Here is an 18,569-nt window from a genome sequence, read left to right as displayed (position 1 = left end):
TTATTAATATTTTTTGAGCGGTGTTTTAGATAGCTTGCAAATAATTTATTCATTCTTTGTGCAGATCGTAATATAGCAACATTTTTTCATTTTTTAGCGATAATGAGACCGTTTTATTTATGTTAGTATGAATTTTACAAAAGTTATTAAAGAAAACTGGAAGGGGGCTCTACATAGGTATTTCTGAACTACGGGGAAGAAGACCGGCTATAAAATTTGGCAGAAGCAATCCGCACAGCAGCATAATTGATTTATTTAGAATCGGCTACAATTAAATTGAAAACGGTTACTTGAGAACTTTTATGAGGTGAGTTTTTATGTTAAAACGAAATTCCAAATCTTTTTTAGGCATTATACTTGTCGTTGCGCTTGTTTTTTCCATGCTTCCGGTCATGCCGGCATCTGTTGCTCATGCAGCCGCGACCAACTTGTTACCCTCTAATTTAACATTAAACGGCAACATTAAGGCTAGCTCGCAACAGAGCACTAGATTGGCAGTAAATGTCGGTAATTCGGTTACTTGGACTTTAGGGGCTAATACAGTCTTCTCAGCTACATATAACAATTTATGGGTAGCTATCGACCTTGGTTCTTCAAGCGATATAAAAGGTTTAAACTTTCAAACTTCCGCCGACGATGCAGCTACCAAAAGCCGTGGCTCCCAGTACGAAATCAGCTACTCCAATGACGCTTCAGCGAATTCTCCGTGGAATAAGCTCCCTGCCACTCCCAACAATAATCCGATAACCTTTTCGCCAACAGCTAACGGCTGGACTAGTGCTGCAGTTGTACCAACGACGATTGCGTCAGGAACTATTCCTAATGGAACGTACAGTTGGAAATTAGACGGTAAATATTTCTCTACCGTAACTTTTACTAATCCAATAACAGCGCGCTATATTTTAATAAATTATACGTTAAATCCATCTCCTGCCACAGGACAGTTGGGAATCGGTCAATTAAGAATAATACCTCCCGTTACTCTTTCTTCTGCATCAGGAAGTTTTTATAGAACATTGCAAAATACATTATCCACTCAAGCCAATTTTGATACCGACACCGACTTCGCAGGAATTACCAATGGTTCATACACTCTTGTGCAAGGAACCGATTATACTGTTGATGCAAACAACGTGGTTACATTTTCAAACAACTACTTAAATAGTCTTGCTAATGGGAACTATAATTTAAGTTTTAATTTTTCTTCAAGTCAAGGGCCTTCAACTCTTCCTTATGTACTAACTGTAGCAGCGGCGGCCGATTCTTCTCTTTCGCCTCAAGGCGCTATTTATATCCCTGCGTCGCCTTCTACCGTATCAACGGCATTGAATTTTAATGGCAACACGTTTAAAAACATTAGCGATGGAACGACAGTTTTGTCTTCATCCGCTTATACAGTTTCAGGCGACGGCACAACGGTTACTTTTAATCAAAGTTACCTGGACACTCTTAGTATGGGAACTCACGCTTATACTTTTAACTTTAATCAAGGAATGCCTCAAACATTTATGATTACCATATCGGGCAAACCCCCTGCCGCAGGCATTGATTACCGCTATTGGACTTTGCAGGAGCCGCTCACCGGCGGGGCAGGTCAAACATCGCAAACATTGCAAGCAGGTTATGCTGATCCTTATTTCTACATCGGGACTGACGGCAGCCAAGTCTTCATGGATACCGCTGTGGGAGGCACCACATCCGGCTCGGCCCATCCGCGCAGTGAGCTTAGGGAATACGATCCTCTAGCGGGAAAAGATGCGGGCTGGCTGCCTGCAGGGGCTAACGTGATGACGAACAACGTTGCCGTTGCAGCTCTTGGAACTTTAGATGGTGTAGGTTGGACGACCATCGGGCAAGTTTTTGACAATGATGTCACAACCTTGTGCGAACTTGAGTATGGATACGACCCTGCTCGTCCTAATAGCAACATTCGCATACTTTATGAACCTGAGGGTAGAAATGAAATTGGTTACCAATATCTCCCGATCAAAATACCGTTAAATCAATATTTCACATATAGAATGACCCTTAACGACGGTGTGCTCAAAGTTTATATCAACGGCAGTTTGATATTTAATGGTCAAACAGCCAGCAACCAAGTTATACCGCCTGCTCATAAATACTACTTTAAAGCCGGCAACTATGATCAAACTGCCAAGTTCGGCGATGTAAATTATATTCCGTATACCGTTGTTCAGTTTAAATCCATAAACGTATATCATACTCCAACCGTATCCAGCAACGCTGACTTAAATTCACTGGCGTTGTCGAACGGCACGTTAAGTCCTTCATTTGCATCCGGTACGACGGTTTACACTTCCAATGTGGCGAACAGCGTTTCGAGCGTTACCGTAACGGCAAACGTATATGATACTAACGCCATGTTGACTGTGAATGGTACGCAGGTAGTATCAGGTCAAGCAAGCGGCGCCATTAACTTGAATGTGGGCAGTAATGTAATCCCCATCGTAGTGACAGCGGAGGACGGCACAACAAAGGCGTACAACGTGACGGTCACAAGAGCCGATATGCTTACGGCAAATTCCGGCGTTCCTATCGCCATCACAGACGCACCTGTAAGCGTCACGGTTCCTTCGGGAGTAACGAATGCGAAGGTGCAGGTGACGACAACAACGGAAGGTTCGAATTTGGTAGCAACGCTGCCGAACGTGGAAGCGACAGCGACTACTTCTCTGGGCAATGTGAGCGTTGCGATTCCGGAAGGAACAAAAATTACGGCTCCGTCCACTTGGGATGGCACGATCAAACTTCCGGAAGTACAGAGCAGTAGCAGCGTCTCCATCAGCAATGCAACCGTTAGCGCAGTTATTGAAGTAGGCTCGGCGGATGTAACGTTAACATTTGACAAAGCAGTTCGCTTGCTTATTCCAAGCCAAGGGGGCAAATCGGCCGGATACGTAAGAAATGGCGTGTTTACACCCATTTCCGGTACGATTTCGGCAGATACTCAAGCCGCGGCGGACAATGAAATTGCCGCTGGTGGAGAAGCAGCTATCACGGTGGGCGGAGACCTGGTCATTTGGACGAAACACTTCACCAAATTCGCAAGTTATACGCCGGTTACTCCGACGCAAACTTATTACAGCAGCGGAAGCAGCGGTAGCGCTCCCGTTAACTCCGGGACAATTTCGGCGGCCAACGGCGGTACAATCGCTTTTAATGGAGTCAAAATCGATCTGCCGGCCGGAGCGGGAGAGGGCATCGTCCTGATAACCGTAGACAAAATAAGCGACAGCTTGGTTCCAACCGCTGACAATGCACTGCAAAGAGTAGGCGACGCTTTTGAAATCAAGAAAAGCAATGACGGTGATTTTAGCAAACCCGTCGTTATCACTTTGCCTTATGATAAATCCAAGGTGAACTTAACCAAATCGACGGTCAGCATCTATGGACTGGATGAACAAACTAAGAAGTGGATGCGGTTGGCTGACGTGAAGGTGGACTCGGAGAATGGGACAGTTTCCGGATCAGTGAAACATTTTGGAAAATTTGCCGTGTTGGCTTCGGACAAAGTGAAAAGTGAGCAGCCGCAGGCAAGCGCGGGCAACTTCACCGATCTTACAGGGCACTGGGCCGAAGCAAGCGTGCTGGAGTTGGTGAAACGAGGCGCAATCAACGGCTATCCGGACAATACCTTTAAGCCAAACAACCAAATCACAAGAGCCGAATTTGTGTCCTTGATCGTCAAAGCCTTTAATCTTCAAGCAAAAGACGGCAAAAGCTTTGCCGATACGCAAGATCATTGGGCTAAAGATGAGATTGCGACAGCCGCGGCGCTTGGCGTTGTAACAGGTTACGACGAAAGTACCTTCGGACCGGATGAAAAAATCACCCGCGAGCAAATGGCGGTCATTGTGGTCCGAGCTGCCAAATTGGGAACGGCGGCGGGCAGTGTAAACTTCTCGGACAGCAGCGATATATCCGATTGGGCGCGTGCGGCAATGGCTTCCGCTGTGAAATCAGGTTTGATCGGCGGATATGAAGACGGGACGGTAAAACCGCAGGCAAACACAACCCGTGGGGAAGCGGCGACCATCCTTCTGCGGGCTTTGCAGCAAATGAAATAGTGTGTATCGAGCTTCAATAATCGGAGTTATCCTGTATGCGCCTAAAAGGGCACTACAGGATAACTTTGCTTTAGCCCCTTTTACCACAAATCGCTATGATTGAAAGGTCGGCAGACTGAGGCATACTTTACATATCAACCGCCAAAGATGTATTATTATATAGTCACTATTGAAAATGAAGGGAGAACTGGATAATGGCTATAGTAAATGTTACGGACCAATCCTTCAAAAATGAAGTTGAAGGTACCGGTACCGTTTTGGTAGATTTCTGGGCGCCATGGTGCGGTCCTTGCAAAATGATCGCTCCTGTACTGGAGGAACTGGATAAAGAAGTCGACAGCTTGAAAATTGCAAAGGTAAATGTTGATGACAATCCGGAGTCTGCTTCCCGTTTCGGCGTAATGAGCATTCCGACATTAATCGTGTTTAAGGATGGACAACCTGTTGATAAAGTAGTAGGTTTCCAATCCAAGGACGCTCTGAAAAGTGTCGTAAGCCGTCATCAATAATTATGAACGAATAGATGAGAAGAAGCTCTTTTTCTGCTATGCTGAGAAGGGGCTTTTTCTTTTGTCTGCGGACATGTAGATGGCCTGCATGGTTAAGGGGGAATAAACATGAGCGAGCAATACGGCCGGGAGCACGTGTTGGAATCGATTCGGCGGAAGCTGGCGCTGCTGCCCGATCAGCCAGGCTGCTATTTGATGAAAAATAAAGACAATACCATCATTTACGTCGGTAAAGCCAAGGTGCTGAAAAATCGCGTCCGCTCTTATTTCACGGGCAGTCATAATGCGAAAACGCAGCATCTTGTGGCTGAAATCGCCGACTTTGAATATATCGTGACCGCAAGCAACGTGGAAGCGCTAATCCTGGAATGCAATCTGATCAAAAAGTATTCGCCGCGTTATAACGTGCTGCTAAAGGACGACAAATCCTTTCCGTACATCAAGATTACGAACGAGAACCATCCGCGCCTCGAGGTCACGCGCAAAATATATAAGGACAAGGGCAAATATTTCGGGCCTTACCCCAATGCGTTTGCGGCCCAACAGACCAAAAAGCTGCTGGACCGGCTGTACCCGCTGCGCAAATGCAAGACACTGCCGGATAAGGTATGTCTGTATTACCACATCGGACAATGCATCGCGCCGTGCGAATTCGAGGTGCCGGAGTCCGAATACGACCGGATGGTTACGGAAATTACCCGGTTTCTGGGCGGAGGGCATGACGAAATTAAAGATTCGCTGACGGCCAAGATGCTCGAAGCCGCCGAAGCGCTTGAGTTTGAACGGGCCAAAGAGCTGCGCGACCAAATCGTGCACATCGACGCGGTGATGGAGAAGCAGAAAATTACGACCATCGATGCCCAAGACCGCGACGTATTTGGTTATGCTGTGGACAAAGGGTGGATGTGCGTGCAAATTTTGTACATGCGCCAAGGCAAAATGATCGAGCGCCACGCCACCTTATTCCCGTATTACGGCGACGAATACGAGGATTTTATTACGTTTGTCACCCAATATTACAGCGAGAATCCGGCGGTGCCAAAAGAAATACTGCTGCCGGGGCCGCCCGGCGATAAAACGGAGCCGGAAGATACCGGAGCCGGTAAAGAGCAGGAAGCGATCCTGCCGGAACGGGACGATTCCGTTTCCTCCGCGGAAGCTGCAGTCCAGAAGCAGGATGTGCGCGAATCGCTTGAGCATTGGCTGAAGGTCAAGGTTCATTTCCCGCAGCGCGGGCTGAAGAAAAATATGATCGGCATGGCGTGCGACAACGCGCGGGTCGGGCTGGAGGAGAAGTTCCGGCTGCTGGAGCGGGATGAGGAACGTTCGGTCAGAGCCGTCGAAAATCTCGGCAACTGGCTTGGCACCGGCTCGATTCACCGCATCGAGGCGTTTGACAACTCGAACATTCAAGGTTCGGACCCGGTATCGGCGATGGTCGTTTTTATCGATGGCAAACCGGATAAAAGGGAATACCGCAAGTTCAAAGTCCGTACGGTGCAAGGACCGGACGATTACGAAACGATGCGTGAGGTCATCCGCAGAAGGTATGAAAGAGTGCTGAAGGAGGAACTGGAGCTGCCGGACATGATTGTTGTCGATGGCGGCAAAGGGCAAATTTCGGCGGCGCTTGACGTGCTGGAGAACGAGCTTGGGTTATATATCCCCGTATGTGGTCTGGTGAAGGACATCAAGCATAAAACGGCCCAATTGATGAGCGGAGATCCGCCCGAAGTGGTGCCGCTGCCGCGGGACAGCCAGGAATTTTATTTGCTGCAGCGGATTCAAGACGAGGTGCACCGGTTCGCCATTACATTTCACCGCGAAACACGAGCCAAATCGATGGTGGTGTCCCAGCTTGACGCGATCCCGGGCATCGGCGAGAAGCGGAGAACGGCGCTGCTCAAGCATTTTGGCTCGGTGAAAAAAATGAAAGAGGCCGAAGTTCAAGACTTCAAGCCTCTGGGTATCGGCGAAAAGCTGGCTGCGCAAATTATCAGATCGCTCCGCGGCGAAGCGGAGCCTACCGATCATCAGGATGCCGCCGAGGAAACGGAGATTTCCGTTTCCGGTGAAAATGGGCAATGACCAAAGCGACTATGCCGGGGAGCAGCATATAGAATAGGGCTGTTGCAATATCTCCGGCGCTGCCGTCGTCGATCAAGCTCAGCCCCATGAGAATGCTGTCCATCGACGCATGGGCGAATACGACGGTGATAAAGCCGTACCGCAGGAACGCGTAGCCGAATATAAGGCCGATGATCGTCACCTCGATAAAGCGGGTATACACCGGATAAATCGGATATTGCGTATGGCTTAACGCCCAAATCATCGACGGCAGCAGCACGGCGGCAAAGCGGTTTCTCACGATGCGCTGGAACAAGGCGATGCCGAACAGCCGGTAAACGGCTTCTTCGGATATCGCCGCGGCCCACGCCATCAGCGGAAACAGCCCCGGAGCCAGCATATTGTAGACGGAATCGGACGGATCGTTGACAGCCCATACGTGAAACTGCTTTTCCGCTATGAAGAACAGCAGCTGCTGCACGCCAAGCACAAACAGGCAAAGCAAATATCCCCGGCCCATCCCGTTCAGCACTTCTTGACCGAACATGCGGCTGTCCCTGTGCGGCCATGCATTCCAGCCGTGGCCCAGCCACATTTCTCTGCCTGCCAGCAGCGATACGTAAATCGATGCGGCCATCAGAAAAACGACAAAATTCATCACAAATAAAGAAGATATGGCTTCCCACCCCGAGAGATGGGTGCCGCTGATCGTTTTGTACGACGGATACATATTGATGTTGTTTGCGACATATACGGCACAGAAGATGACGGTCAATACCACGCCGTGCCTGAACGTGATGAAACGGCGCTGCTTGACGACTTCGACTGCCGCCGCCAGAGCCATAAACAGCGTAAATAACAGGCTGATACGGGTCATCCAGGAAGCAGAATCGTCCTGGTCCTCCTGCCATGCCGAATAGCTGCTTGGCGCCTCGTAGAGCGGCTGGAAGCCTGTGACTGCACCGCCGGCCACATTAATGCGAATTCGCAGCGGAGCGTCTCCGATCCGCTGGGACTGGCTTTCAAAGATGAGCGCGCCGTCCGCTCCCGACTGTTTTAACAATTGAAAATCGGCAAGGCCGAGGTTGCGCTTCACGAGCGCTTGCTCGGCTATTTTTTTGCGGTCCTGTCCGGAGGTTTCTATCGTTTTTCTCAGTGCAGTGGACTGCTGCTTGCTCCAAGCCACGATTTGCGAGTTGTTAAAATTTACATCCGTGTAGTAAATAGCGCCATCGTCGGGATCCACCGCCTCAACTTCGAAGTAATCCAGCGGATACAAGCGGCTGAACTGCTTGTCATAAAGCTCGGCAAGCTTTTCTTTTTGCAAATAACCGCTGATCGTTTTGTGCGTCTGGTACGTTACGAAGGTGCGCATAGGCCCGTCAATGCCGTATTCCTGCTGCAAAAAAGTGACGGCCGCAGATTCCGCCTCCTGCTTCGTAATCGACGGTATTCCCGGAACGGGCTGGTTCTCGGCATCGTTGCCGGAGCTTGAGCCGTTTGAAATCGCGATCACGCCGGTATAAAGAATAATGCCGATCAATGCAAGCCATAGCAGCTTGCGGTTCCATGAGATTTTGGCCATAAATGGCTCCTTTGCAAAATTGAATATCCCAGCATCCCTAAATTATCTCATCTTTTTGCCGAGAATAAAAGCAAGCGGAGGGAAATAGCAGCAAACGCACGCCTAGCCGGTTCCTGTCCTCATTAAAATCTGCAAACTTTCCTTAAATCAACCCTTTTACGCGAAAAACCGCTTTGTAGTTTAGCGTCAAGCGCTATATAATTCATATCAATTGAATAAAAGCCGAATTTCTTTATGAAAACGGGGGAACCATGAGTTTCAATTGGGGTGAATTTGGCAGAAGCGGCGCTTCTGCTGATAGGGTGCCTGTAAACCCGAATCCGTCAGCTAACCTCGTAGGCTTATTTCAGGAACCAACCGTCAAAGGCATTGGATTTCCAGTGTCTTTTTGTTTTGTACAAACGACAATAAAAGGATGAGATCGTTCGTGGAAAATGCCAGAAAAAAGGCGGGACTTACGCCACCGCAAATTTTGGTGATCGGCTTCGCGGTCATCATTTTGCTGGGAGCGGCTTTGCTTTCCACACCGGCGGCTTCAGCCAACGGGCAGCCGCTGCCGTTTCTCGACGCGCTTTTTACCGCAACGTCGGCTACTTGTGTAACAGGGCTTGTCGTAGTGGATACGGGCAGCCGGTTTACGATGTTTGGGCAAATCGTGATTATAACGCTTATTCAAATCGGCGGGCTCGGGTTTATGTCGATGGCGACGCTGGTGGCGTTTGCCCTGAAAAAACGCATTTCTCTGAAAGAACGGCTCATATTGCAGGAAGCGATGAATCAAGGGAGCATGGAAGGCATCGTCCGGCTTATTCGCAAGGTCATCATGTATTCCCTGACCATTGAGTTGACGGCGGCCGTCATTTTCGCCATTCGCTGGTCCTTTGATTTAAGTCCCGGTAAAGCGATTTATTTCGGCATTTTCCATGCGATTTCTTTCTTTAATAACGCCGGCTTCGATTTGTTCGGGTCGATCAGCGGCCCGTTCAGCAGTCTGACTTCCTACGTTGGCGATCCCGTGGTCAACATCGTCTCAATGGGCCTCATTATTTTGGGCGGACTAGGTTTTGTAGTTATTTCCGACCTGCTTGAGCTGCGCAAAGGGCGCAAGCTTTCGCTGCATTCCAAGGTCGTGCTGAGCGCCACGGGAGCCTTGATCGTTGTCGGCGCGCTGGTCATCTATATCTTTGAATTTACCAATCCGAAGACGCTTGGCTCCTTAAGCTGGCACGGAAAAATATGGGCGGCGCTGTTCCAGTCGGTTACGCCGCGGACGGCGGGCGCCAATACGCTGGATCTTGGCGGGATGAGGCAGGCGTCGCAATTTTTTATCATCATCCTGATGTTTATCGGAGCTTCCCCCGGCTCAACCGGAGGCGGCATCAAAACAACGACGTTTACGACGCTGGTCGGCGCCATGATTGCGATGATCCGCGGCAAAGAAGATATCGTATTTTTCCGCCAGAGACTGGGTAGAGACCGGATTCTCAAGGCGATTACGCTGACCATGTTTGCTTTGTCGCTTGTCGTGTTTGTGGCGATGGTGCTGTCGACGACGGAAAATCACAACTTTCTGATGATTTTGTATGAAGTCACGTCGGCATTTGGTACGGTCGGCTTGACGATGGGGCTGACGCCGGATTTGACGCATGTCGGCAAGGTACTGATTATGCTGATGATGTTCATCGGCAGGCTTGGCCCATTGACGCTGGCTTATGCGCTTGGACCCAAAGCGGAAAAGGAGCTTTACCGGTATCCCGAAGGCAAAATTACGATCGGCTAGAAGATGGCAAGCTAAAGGAATTGATAAACCTTTATTCATTAACATAATTTATATAAAGAGTGAGGAGAAACGTTGCATGAAAGGGAATCAGTACGCGGTAATCGGCTTGGGGAGGTTCGGGTCAAGCTTGGCCAAAGAGCTGGTAAAGCTGGGCTATGAGGTGCTGGGGGTCGACATTAACGAAGAAGCGGTGGAGGAAATGAGCCAGACGCTGACTCACGTCGTTGTCGCCGACTCCACTGACGAAGAGGTGCTTAAATCGCTGGGGGTGCGCAATTTTGACTGCGCGGTTGTGGCGATTGGCGACGACATTCAGTCCAGCATTCTGACGGCGATCTTGCTTAAGGATCTCGGAGTCAAGTCCGTAGTGGCCAAAGCACTGTCCGATCTGCACGGCAAGGTGCTGGAGAAAATCGGCGTCGACCGCATTATTTTTCCGGAGCGGGATATGGGCATTCGGGTTGCGCATCAGCTTGTATCGCCGAACTTGCTTGATTATATCGACCTGTCGGAGAAATACACGATCGCCGAATTGGCCGTGCCGAAGCGGCTTACCGGCTGCTCGCTCAAGGAGATTGACCCGCGTGCGAAATACGGCTGCAGCGTTGTTGCCATTAACAAAAAGAAAGGCGTTATCATCGCGCCGACAGCAGTCGATACGGTGGAGGAACGGGATGTCATGGTCGTGATCGGCACAAGAGAGCAGATCGATCAATTTGAACATGCTGTAATTCGTTAGGCCAAGCGTTTCGGAGGATGAGATTCAGCTTATGGAAAACAACATCGCGGAGATGGTGCGGCACGTTATATTTTTGCTCATTCTAATCTTTGCTCTGGGCATGTTATCGGGGAAACTGGCGGTCTGGCTAAAATTGCCCGATGTCGCGTTGTTTCTGGTGGCAGGCATCGTCTTCGGACAAGGTTTCCACCTGGTGACGGAGACGAGCAGTTCGTTTACCAACCAGTTCATCCTGACGATCGGCTCGGCGCTTATCCTGTTCGACGGGGGGCGCAATATCCGGTTGTCGGGCCTGAAAAAAGTAGGGCTGACCGTTGCAATGCTGAGCGTGCCCGGCGTTCTGATTACCTGCGCGGCGGTTGCGGCTGCGGCGCATCTATTGCTTGGGCTGCCGTGGATGTACGCGCTGCTGCTCGGCGCGATCATTTCGTCGACGGATCCGGCGACGCTGATCCCGGTATTCAAGCAGGTACGCATTCGCACCAAGGTGCGCGAGACGGTGGAAAGCGAGTCGGCGTTTAACGACGCTACCGGGTCGATCCTTACGTTCAGCCTGCTAGGGGTCATTGCAGGGGGGCAAGCGCTCAGTGTGGGCGCAGCTGTCGGGCAATTCGCAGTCAGCGCGCTAGGGGGCATCGCAGTTGGTGCGGCGGTTGGCTACGGCTTGTGCCTGATTACTGCCCATTTGCGTCTTGGCTTGCTTCGCGACTATGCGACGATCGCTTTGGTCGTTACCGCATTAGGCGCGTATTGGCTGGGCGATACGCTGCACGTCAGCGGATTTATGGCTACGTTCACCGCGGGCCTGATTTGGGGCAATGCCGGGGAATTTAAGCTGAATATCGAAGACAAGCTCCAAGAAATCGGCCATTTTACGGAAAATATCACGGTGCTGCTGAGGATGCTTATTTTTATTTTGCTGGGCAGCCAGGTTAATTTTCAAGTTATTGCCGATCATCTGTGGACAAGCCTTGGGGTCATCGCCATATTTATGCTGATCGGAAGGCCGCTGACCGTATTGGCGTCGGCGCTTCCAGACAGGAAAGCGGGCTGGAGTTGGCGGGAAATTGTATTTATGTTCTGGGTGCGCGAAACGGGGGTCATTCCTGCGGCTTTATCGGGCATGATTGCCGGCATGGGCGTGAAATACGCGGATATTATCGCTTCGGTCACGTTTATGGCGGTGCTTGTTACGATCCTGCTGCAAGCCGGAACCACAGCGTATTTCGCTCGTAAGTTGGGCTTGGAGGAGTAGCTGGCCGTCAAGCTGCCTAAACAAACTGCTGCCGATGAGCTTTGCTTCTCCGGGCGCCTTCGTCATGGCTAGCTCTGAATGCCGGAGAAGTGCTGCTCGGCTTTCATAATAAACCGCTTGGCGATCGGGTAATCCCCGGATTCGTCGGCAAACAGCAGCGAGGTCGTCCGCTTCGTCTGCTCCAGTTCGGTTAAGCTGCGGACGACAATCTCATTTTCATCGGCCAGGGTGCGGCGAAGGTAAGACTTCGGCAGCAGCGTGGCCGTTTTGCATGTGGAGACGAGCCGCACGATCGCTTCGAACGAATCGATTTCCATTTTGACATCGGGATAAATTTCAAAGCGATGGAACAAATCGTCCATCAGCACACGGTACCACGTGCCGCGGGAAAACAGGATCATCGGCAAATTGTGCAGATCCTGCACAGCCAGCGCGCGCATGTCCGTAAAGGCATGTCCCGCCGGCAGCACCAGGCAAAGATGGTCGTCGAACAACGGAACGCAGGAAAGGCCGGGCTGCTCGATCTTGGAAGCGACCAGGCCGATATCGACCTTTTTGTCTTTGACCAGTGAGACGATTTCGTGCGTTTTGCCGGTAATGGCTTTGATGTCCGTATTAGGGTGATCCTTCGTATATAATGTAATTAAATCGGGCAAGGTGGATTGCAGGGTGGTCAGGCTGGCGCCAATCGTAATGCTGCCCGGCTGATCGGCGGATTTGAACTGCTCGATGGATGCACGCAGTTTCCTTTCCAACTGGCGCATTTCCCTGGCGTGCTCGTAGCAAATTTCTCCGGCGCGGGTGATTTCCAGCTTTTTCCCTTTACGGGCAAACAACTGCGTGCCCAGCTCCTCTTCCAGCTTCATAATTTTACGCGATAAAGCGGGCTGAGATAAGTTCAGCACCTGTGAAGCTTTATTTAAACTTTGCTGTTCCACGACTACAATGAAAAAATCGATATTTTCCATAATAACCCCTTATTTCTCATATGCATAAAACGAATAATGTTATATAAAAAACTAGCACTTCCATTATAAGCGATAAAGGAGTAGTATGTATACGTCACGTTTCGTTCACAAATTTTGGCTTCCGCTGTATAAAATGGCGCTGCACAATGGAGAATAGCTGTATATGTCTATTTTCGAATGTTGCCAAGACGCTTGTTAATCTATGGCCGCGGAATGTCGATTTATGTGGAAAACCGTTATTGACGCACGTTTTCACCGGGAGTACAATGAAATGTGGTTTTGAGGACCACGAGGTTGAAAGTATTTTTTTGAGGGAGGGACCCAAGTTCATGTTTCGCAATTCTTATTTCTCGCGCAAGCTTCATTCCTTGCTCGGCGTCATTCCGGTCGGCTTTTTCTTAATTGAGCATTTGCTGACCAACTACTCGGCGACCAAAGGACATGCGGAATTTGCCGAGCAAATCGACTGGCTGAATAATTTGCCGCTCTTGCTTTGGCTTGAGGTGATCGGTATTTGGATTCCGCTGGCTTACCATGCGATTTACGGACTGTACGTAGCTTACACGGCGCGCAACAACGTCTCGAATTACGGTTATTTCCGCAATCAGATGTTTTTCCTGCAGCGTGTGACCGGCGTCATCACGTTTATTTTTGTGGCATGGCACTTTTTTCAAACCAGACTGCAAGTGGCGTTTGGCAACGTAAAACACGAGGAACTTGGCATGACGATGCACAGCATCGCTACCAATCCGGTGATGTTTGCCGTGTATACGATTGGTGTACTTGCCGCCGTATTCCATTTCTCCAACGGCATGTGGTCATTCCTTGTCAGCTGGGGCGTTACGGTTGGCCCACGCGCGCAGCGCGTATCTTCTTACGTATGGATGGCTGTATTCGTGATTATGGCCATTATGTTCATTATGTCGCTGACGGCGTTCCTGGACCCGCAATTCCAAGAAGCGCCTAAGATGGTTAAAGGTTAAGGGGGACGGAATTTCCAATGGCTAATGCAAAAGTAATCGTTGTAGGTGGAGGCTTGGCCGGGCTTATGGCCACCATTAAAGCCGCCGAGGCCGGGGTTCACGTCGACTTGTTTTCCTTGGTTCCGGTAAAAAGATCCCACTCCGTATGCGCGCAAGGCGGCATCAACGGAGCGGTTAATACAAAAGGCGAAGGCGACTCCACATGGGAGCACTTTGACGATACGGTTTACGGCGGGGACTTCCTGGCCAACCAGCCGCCGGTTAAGGCGCTGTGCGATGCCGCTCCGGGCATCATTCACTTGATGGACCGGATGGGCGTTATGTTCAACCGCACGCCGGAAGGACTTCTCGATTTCCGCCGCTTCGGCGGAACGCAGTATCACCGCACCGCATTCGCGGGCGCAACGACAGGCCAACAGCTGTTGTACGCTTTGGACGAGCAAGTACGCCGCTGGGAAACAGCCGGTCTTGTCAAAAAGTTCGAGCATTATGAGTTTTTGGGCGCTGTAATCGACGGCGACGGCGTATGCCGCGGCGTGTCCGCTCAAAGCTTGCGCGACATGGAAATCAGCACGTTCCGCGCTGACGCGGTAATTTTGGCGACAGGCGGCCCTGGCATCATCTTCGGCCGCACGACAAACTCCGTCATCAACACGGGTACGGCGGCAAGCGCTGTGTACCAGCAGGGCGTCAATTACGCCAACGGCGAAATGATTCAAATTCACCCGACGGCTATTCCGGGAGACGACAAATTGCGTCTCATGTCCGAATCCGCACGCGGCGAAGGCGGCCGGATCTGGACATATAAAGACGGCAAACCTTGGTATTTCCTCGAAGAGAAATACCCGGCTTACGGAAACCTCGTGCCGCGCGACATTGCAACCCGGGAAATTTTCGACGTATGTGTCAATCAGAAGCTGGGCATCAACGGCGAGAACATGGTGTACCTCGATCTTTCGCATAAAGATCCGAAGGAGCTGGACGTTAAGCTCGGCGGGATTATGGAAATTTACGAGAAGTTCATGGGCGACGACCCGCGGAAAATTCCGATGAAGATTTACCCTGCGGTTCACTACTCGATGGGCGGCATGTGGTGCGATTACAACCTGATGACCAATATTCCGGGGCTGTTTGCAGCCGGCGAATGTAATTTCCAGCATCACGGCGCAAACCGCTTGGGCGCGAACTCGCTGGTATCGGCGATTTTCGACGGCATGGTAGCCGGTCCGAAAGCGGTGGAATACATCAAGAGTTTGAACAAGCACGCAGAAGACGTTTCCTCCACGATTTACGATCAAGAGAAGAAGAGACATCAGGACAAATACGAAAACCTCTTGAAAATGGACGGTACGGAAAACGCGTACGTGATTCACAGAGAGCTTGGCGAAATGATGAACAACAACATGACGGTTGTTCGTTTCAATGATAAGCTGCAGAGCACGCTGAATACGATCAGCGATATGAAACAACGCTACAAAAAGATCAGTATGACGGATACGGCGCGCTGGAACAACCAAGGCGTCGCGTTTACCCGTCAGCTGTGGAACATGCTGGAGTTGGCACAAGCGATGACAACCGGCGCGCTGCTCCGCAACGAAAGCCGCGGCGCTCACTATAAGCCGGACTTCCCTGAACGTGACGACGATCATTTCCTGAAGACATCGATTGCAACCTGGACGCCGGACGGTCCGACCATGACGTGGGAAGATGTCGACGTATCGCTCATTACGCCGCGTAAACGCGATTACTCCACGAGCAAGAAGGGAGGAGGTCATTGATCATGGCTGACAAAAAAACGGTAAAGTTTATTGTAACGAGACAGGATAGTCCTGACTCGGCTCCATATACCGAAGAATTTGAAGTGCCGTACCGCCCGAATATGAACGTGATCAGCGCATTGATGGAAGTGCAGCGCAATCCGGTTAATGCCGGCGGGACCAAGACAACTCCGGTATGCTGGGAATCGAACTGTTTGGAAGAAGTGTGCGGCGCCTGCTCGATGGTCATTAACGGCAAGCCGCGCCAAGCGTGCTCGGCGCTGATCGATAAGCTGGAGCAGCCGGTGCGCGTAGCGCCGATGACGACCTTCCCGGTTGTTCGCGACCTCGTGATCAACCGTGAGCGCATGTTCTCCGCTTTGAAAAGGGTCAAAGCGTGGATTCCGATCGACGGCACGTACGATCTGGGTCCGGGTCCGCGGATGGCCGAATCGAAGCGCCAATGGGCATATGAGCTGTCCAAATGCATGACCTGCGGCGTCTGCCTTGAATCGTGTCCGAACGTAAACGACAAAACAACGTTTATCGGACCTGCCGCCATTTCGCAAGTGCGCTTGTTTAATGCACATCCGACAGGCGAAATGAACGCCGAGGAACGTCTTGAAACGCTGATGGAAGACGGCGGCATCGAAGGCTGCGGCAACTCGCAAAACTGCGTGCGCTCCTGCCCGAAAGGCATTCCGTTGACGACATCGATCGCCGCGATGAACCGCGACACCACCAAACATTTGTTCAAGAAATGGCTTGGCGTGTAATGACATAAACATAACGGCCCGTTTAGCGCACTGACGTTAAACGGGCCGTTTTTGTGTTCCATCGTAAAGGGGGGATTAGCGCTTCTCCAGCATGATTTCGCTCACTCCGCTGCTTTTTCAGCGGCCTCGTTTTCTGCCGGGGGCTTTGGGTTCAGGTTCAACGGGACATATAAATCACTAAAAAATGGGTTGCGGAATATCGTATTGTAAAAGCCACAACGAAGCGGAGGCTAACAGTTATGCGCAATGTTGCAACCAATAACCCGTTTGTTAACGAACCGTTCACCGACTATTCCCTCGAGGAGAACAAAAAAGCGATGGAAGCGGCCATCGCCAAAACAAAAAGCGAGCTGGGCAGGCATTATCAGCTGCATATCGGCGCCGAGAAAGTGACGACCGAAGCCCAAATCATCTCCGTTAATCCGGGCAACACCAACGAGATCGTCGGTTATGTCAGCAAGGCGGACCGGTCCTTGGCGGAAAAAGCGATGCAGACCGCACTCGAAACTTTTGAAACGTGGAAAAAGATGCCTGCACGCGAGCGGGCGGACTATTTGTTCAAGGCTGCGGCGCTGATGCGCGCGCGTAAACATGAGTTTTCCGCGCTGATGATTGTGGAAGCGGGCAAAAACTACGCCGAAGCCGACGCGGATACGGCCGAAGCGATCGATTTCCTGGAGTTTTACGGCCGCGAAATGATCCGCTTAAGCCGCATCAACGAAACGCAGCCGCTTGTCAGCATAACAGGCGAAGACAACCACCTCACGTATATTCCGCTTGGCGTCGGTGTCATCATTCCGCCGTGGAACTTCCCGCTTGCCATCTGCGTGGGCATGACAAGCGCAGCCGTCGTTTCCGGCAATACGGTGCTGCTCAAGCCGGCCTCCACGACACCGGTGATTGCCCATAAGTTTGTCTCACTGCTGGAGGAGGCTGGGCTTCCGCCGGGCGTCATCAACTTTATTCCGGGCAGCGGGGCCGAAGTCGGCGATTATTTGACCACACATCCGAAGACACGTTTTATCAGCTTTACCGGTTCCAAGGAAGTTGGCCTGCGCATCAACAAGCTGGCCGCCGAGACGGCCCCCGGCCAAATCTGGATCAAACGGGTCATTGCGGAGATGGGCGGCAAAGACGGCATCGTCGTGGACGAAACCGCTAACCTGGATGCGGCTGCCGCGGCAATCGTCGCTTCCGCTTTTGGCTTCCAGGGCCAGAAATGCTCGGCTTGCTCCAGAGCTTACATTGTCGAGTCCGTGTACGACCAAGTCGTGGGCAAAATCGAAGTGCTGACTAGAGCACTTGCCGTCGGCCTTCCCGAGCAAAACTATCCGGCCGGACCGGTGATTGACAAGGCGTCTTACGACAAAGTCCTCGAATATATTGAAATCGGCAAAAGTGAAGGGAAGCTGCTGGCCGGTGGCGCGGCGGCGGAAGGAAACGGCTATTATATTCAGCCGACTGTGTTTATCGACGTGGACAACAAAACCCGGCTGATGCAGGAGGAAATATTCGGACCGGTGCTGGCGATTGGGAGAGCGAAGGACTGGAGGGAAGCGATCGAGCTGTACAACGATACGGAATTTGGCCTCACCGGCTCCTTTTTCTCCACAGACGACGATCGCATTGCGGAAGCGCTGGAGACAATGCACTGCGGCAACTTGTATGTGAACCGCAAATGCACTGGCGCTTTGGTCGGCGTCCATCCGTTCGGCGGCTTTAATATGTCCGGCACGGATTCGAAAGCCGGCGGCTACGACTATTTGCTGCTGTTCACGCAAGCGAAAGCGGCTTCCCGAAAAAAATAACGACGCTGCGGCGGGGCTTTATGGCCCCGCTTTTTGCCGCTTCTTTTTAAGGTTCCTTTGTGGACATGCCGATCGGTAGTTAAGTATAGAAAACGAAGTTGATTAAAAAACTATACGGAAGACAGATGAAGTCCAGCGGTAATATGTCAAGTCCTGATCTGTGAAAATTGGAAATTGTTTTACCACGGTTGAGGTGGGAATCAGGAAAAATGGCAACACCAAGCTAAACCCAGTCGAAAACCGAAGTATCTTCC

Annotated in this window: 12 protein-coding genes and 1 riboswitch; of the genes, 10 read left to right on the top strand and 2 right to left on the bottom strand. The window is 51.0% G+C overall.

Features of this window, described 5'->3' with window-relative positions; translation table 11 throughout:
• The first annotated feature begins 317 nt into the window (after positions 1-317).
• The 3 genes from EYB31_RS29500 (at position 318) to uvrC (ending at position 6,685) form a co-directional block, all read left to right on the top strand.
• On the top strand, positions 318-4,088 hold the full coding sequence (locus tag EYB31_RS29500) for an S-layer homology domain-containing protein (protein WP_131017082.1): 3,771 nt from the start codon (positions 318-320) through the stop codon (positions 4,086-4,088).
• A 194-nt stretch (positions 4,089-4,282) separates the two neighbouring features.
• Positions 4,283-4,597: a thioredoxin gene (trxA, locus tag EYB31_RS29495; RefSeq protein ID WP_131017081.1), complete on the top strand. Its 315-nt coding sequence runs from the start codon at positions 4,283-4,285 to the stop codon at positions 4,595-4,597.
• Between the two features lie 108 nt (positions 4,598-4,705).
• Positions 4,706-6,685, top strand: coding sequence for an excinuclease ABC subunit UvrC (uvrC, locus tag EYB31_RS29490; RefSeq protein ID WP_131017080.1), 1,980 nt, complete (start codon positions 4,706-4,708; stop codon positions 6,683-6,685).
• Here the strand turns inward: uvrC and EYB31_RS29485 are convergent.
• Positions 6,621-8,249 (bottom strand): CPBP family intramembrane glutamic endopeptidase, encoded by a 1,629-nt coding sequence (locus tag EYB31_RS29485; protein ID WP_131017079.1) that lies wholly within the window; start codon positions 8,247-8,249, stop codon positions 6,621-6,623. The genes uvrC and EYB31_RS29485 overlap by 65 nt on opposite strands.
• 210 nt (positions 8,250-8,459) lie before the next feature.
• Positions 8,460-8,606: riboswitch (cyclic di-AMP (ydaO/yuaA leader) on the top strand.
• A gap of 70 nt (positions 8,607-8,676) precedes the next feature.
• On the opposite strand from EYB31_RS29485, the gene EYB31_RS29480 reads away from it, so the two are divergent.
• The 3 genes from EYB31_RS29480 (at position 8,677) to EYB31_RS29470 (ending at position 12,023) form a co-directional block, all read left to right on the top strand.
• Positions 8,677-10,029, top strand: coding sequence for a TrkH family potassium uptake protein (locus tag EYB31_RS29480; protein ID WP_131017078.1), 1,353 nt, complete (start codon positions 8,677-8,679; stop codon positions 10,027-10,029).
• Between the two features lie 76 nt (positions 10,030-10,105).
• The gene (locus tag EYB31_RS29475) at positions 10,106-10,768 is read left to right on the top strand and encodes a potassium channel family protein (protein ID WP_131017077.1); all 663 of its coding nucleotides are present in this window, start codon (positions 10,106-10,108) and stop codon (positions 10,766-10,768) included.
• A 31-nt stretch (positions 10,769-10,799) separates the two neighbouring features.
• Positions 10,800-12,023, top strand: a complete 1,224-nt coding sequence (locus EYB31_RS29470) for a cation:proton antiporter (RefSeq protein WP_131017076.1) — start codon at positions 10,800-10,802, stop codon at positions 12,021-12,023.
• A gap of 68 nt (positions 12,024-12,091) precedes the next feature.
• Here EYB31_RS29470 and EYB31_RS29465 read toward each other — a convergent pair whose 3' ends face one another.
• Positions 12,092-12,991 (bottom strand): LysR family transcriptional regulator, encoded by a 900-nt coding sequence (locus EYB31_RS29465; RefSeq protein ID WP_131017075.1) that lies wholly within the window; start codon positions 12,989-12,991, stop codon positions 12,092-12,094.
• A 329-nt stretch (positions 12,992-13,320) separates the two neighbouring features.
• Here EYB31_RS29465 and EYB31_RS29460 point away from each other — a divergent pair, with 329 nt between their 5' ends.
• From EYB31_RS29460 to pruA, 4 genes are all read left to right on the top strand, one after another.
• Positions 13,321-13,974 (top strand): succinate dehydrogenase cytochrome b558 subunit, encoded by a 654-nt coding sequence (locus EYB31_RS29460; RefSeq protein WP_131017074.1) that lies wholly within the window; start codon positions 13,321-13,323, stop codon positions 13,972-13,974.
• Positions 13,975-13,991: 17 nt separating this feature from the next.
• A complete protein-coding gene (sdhA, locus tag EYB31_RS29455; RefSeq protein ID WP_131017073.1) occupies positions 13,992-15,752 on the top strand; it encodes a succinate dehydrogenase flavoprotein subunit in 1,761 nt (586 codons plus the stop codon).
• Positions 15,753-15,754: 2 nt separating this feature from the next.
• Positions 15,755-16,507 (top strand): succinate dehydrogenase iron-sulfur subunit, encoded by a 753-nt coding sequence (sdhB, locus tag EYB31_RS29450; protein ID WP_131017072.1) that lies wholly within the window; start codon positions 15,755-15,757, stop codon positions 16,505-16,507.
• A 239-nt stretch (positions 16,508-16,746) separates the two neighbouring features.
• On the top strand, positions 16,747-18,315 hold the full coding sequence (pruA, locus tag EYB31_RS29445; RefSeq protein WP_131017071.1) for an L-glutamate gamma-semialdehyde dehydrogenase: 1,569 nt from the start codon (positions 16,747-16,749) through the stop codon (positions 18,313-18,315).
• Positions 18,316-18,569: the final 254 nt, after the last annotated feature.

The sequence above is a fragment of the Paenibacillus thalictri genome (assembly GCF_004307995.1).
Classification (GTDB): domain Bacteria; phylum Bacillota; class Bacilli; order Paenibacillales; family NBRC-103111; genus Paenibacillus_AF; species Paenibacillus_AF thalictri.
This window is presented reverse-complemented; position numbering and strand designations above follow the sequence as displayed.

Coding starts and splice junctions, on each gene's coding strand:
- sdhB (WP_131017072.1), top strand. CDS start 15,755: ATGGCTGACAAAAAAACGGTAAAGTTTATTGTAACGAGACAGGATAGT.
- EYB31_RS29465 (WP_131017075.1), bottom strand. CDS start 12,991: ATGGAAAATATCGATTTTTTCATTGTAGTCGTGGAACAGCAAAGTTTA.
- sdhA (WP_131017073.1), top strand. CDS start 13,992: ATGGCTAATGCAAAAGTAATCGTTGTAGGTGGAGGCTTGGCCGGGCTT.
- EYB31_RS29470 (WP_131017076.1), top strand. CDS start 10,800: ATGGAAAACAACATCGCGGAGATGGTGCGGCACGTTATATTTTTGCTC.
- trxA (WP_131017081.1), top strand. CDS start 4,283: ATGGCTATAGTAAATGTTACGGACCAATCCTTCAAAAATGAAGTTGAA.
- EYB31_RS29475 (WP_131017077.1), top strand. CDS start 10,106: ATGAAAGGGAATCAGTACGCGGTAATCGGCTTGGGGAGGTTCGGGTCA.
- pruA (WP_131017071.1), top strand. CDS start 16,747: ATGCGCAATGTTGCAACCAATAACCCGTTTGTTAACGAACCGTTCACC.
- EYB31_RS29460 (WP_131017074.1), top strand. CDS start 13,321: ATGTTTCGCAATTCTTATTTCTCGCGCAAGCTTCATTCCTTGCTCGGC.
- EYB31_RS29485 (WP_131017079.1), bottom strand. CDS start 8,249: ATGGCCAAAATCTCATGGAACCGCAAGCTGCTATGGCTTGCATTGATC.
- EYB31_RS29500 (WP_131017082.1), top strand. CDS start 318: ATGTTAAAACGAAATTCCAAATCTTTTTTAGGCATTATACTTGTCGTT.
- uvrC (WP_131017080.1), top strand. CDS start 4,706: ATGAGCGAGCAATACGGCCGGGAGCACGTGTTGGAATCGATTCGGCGG.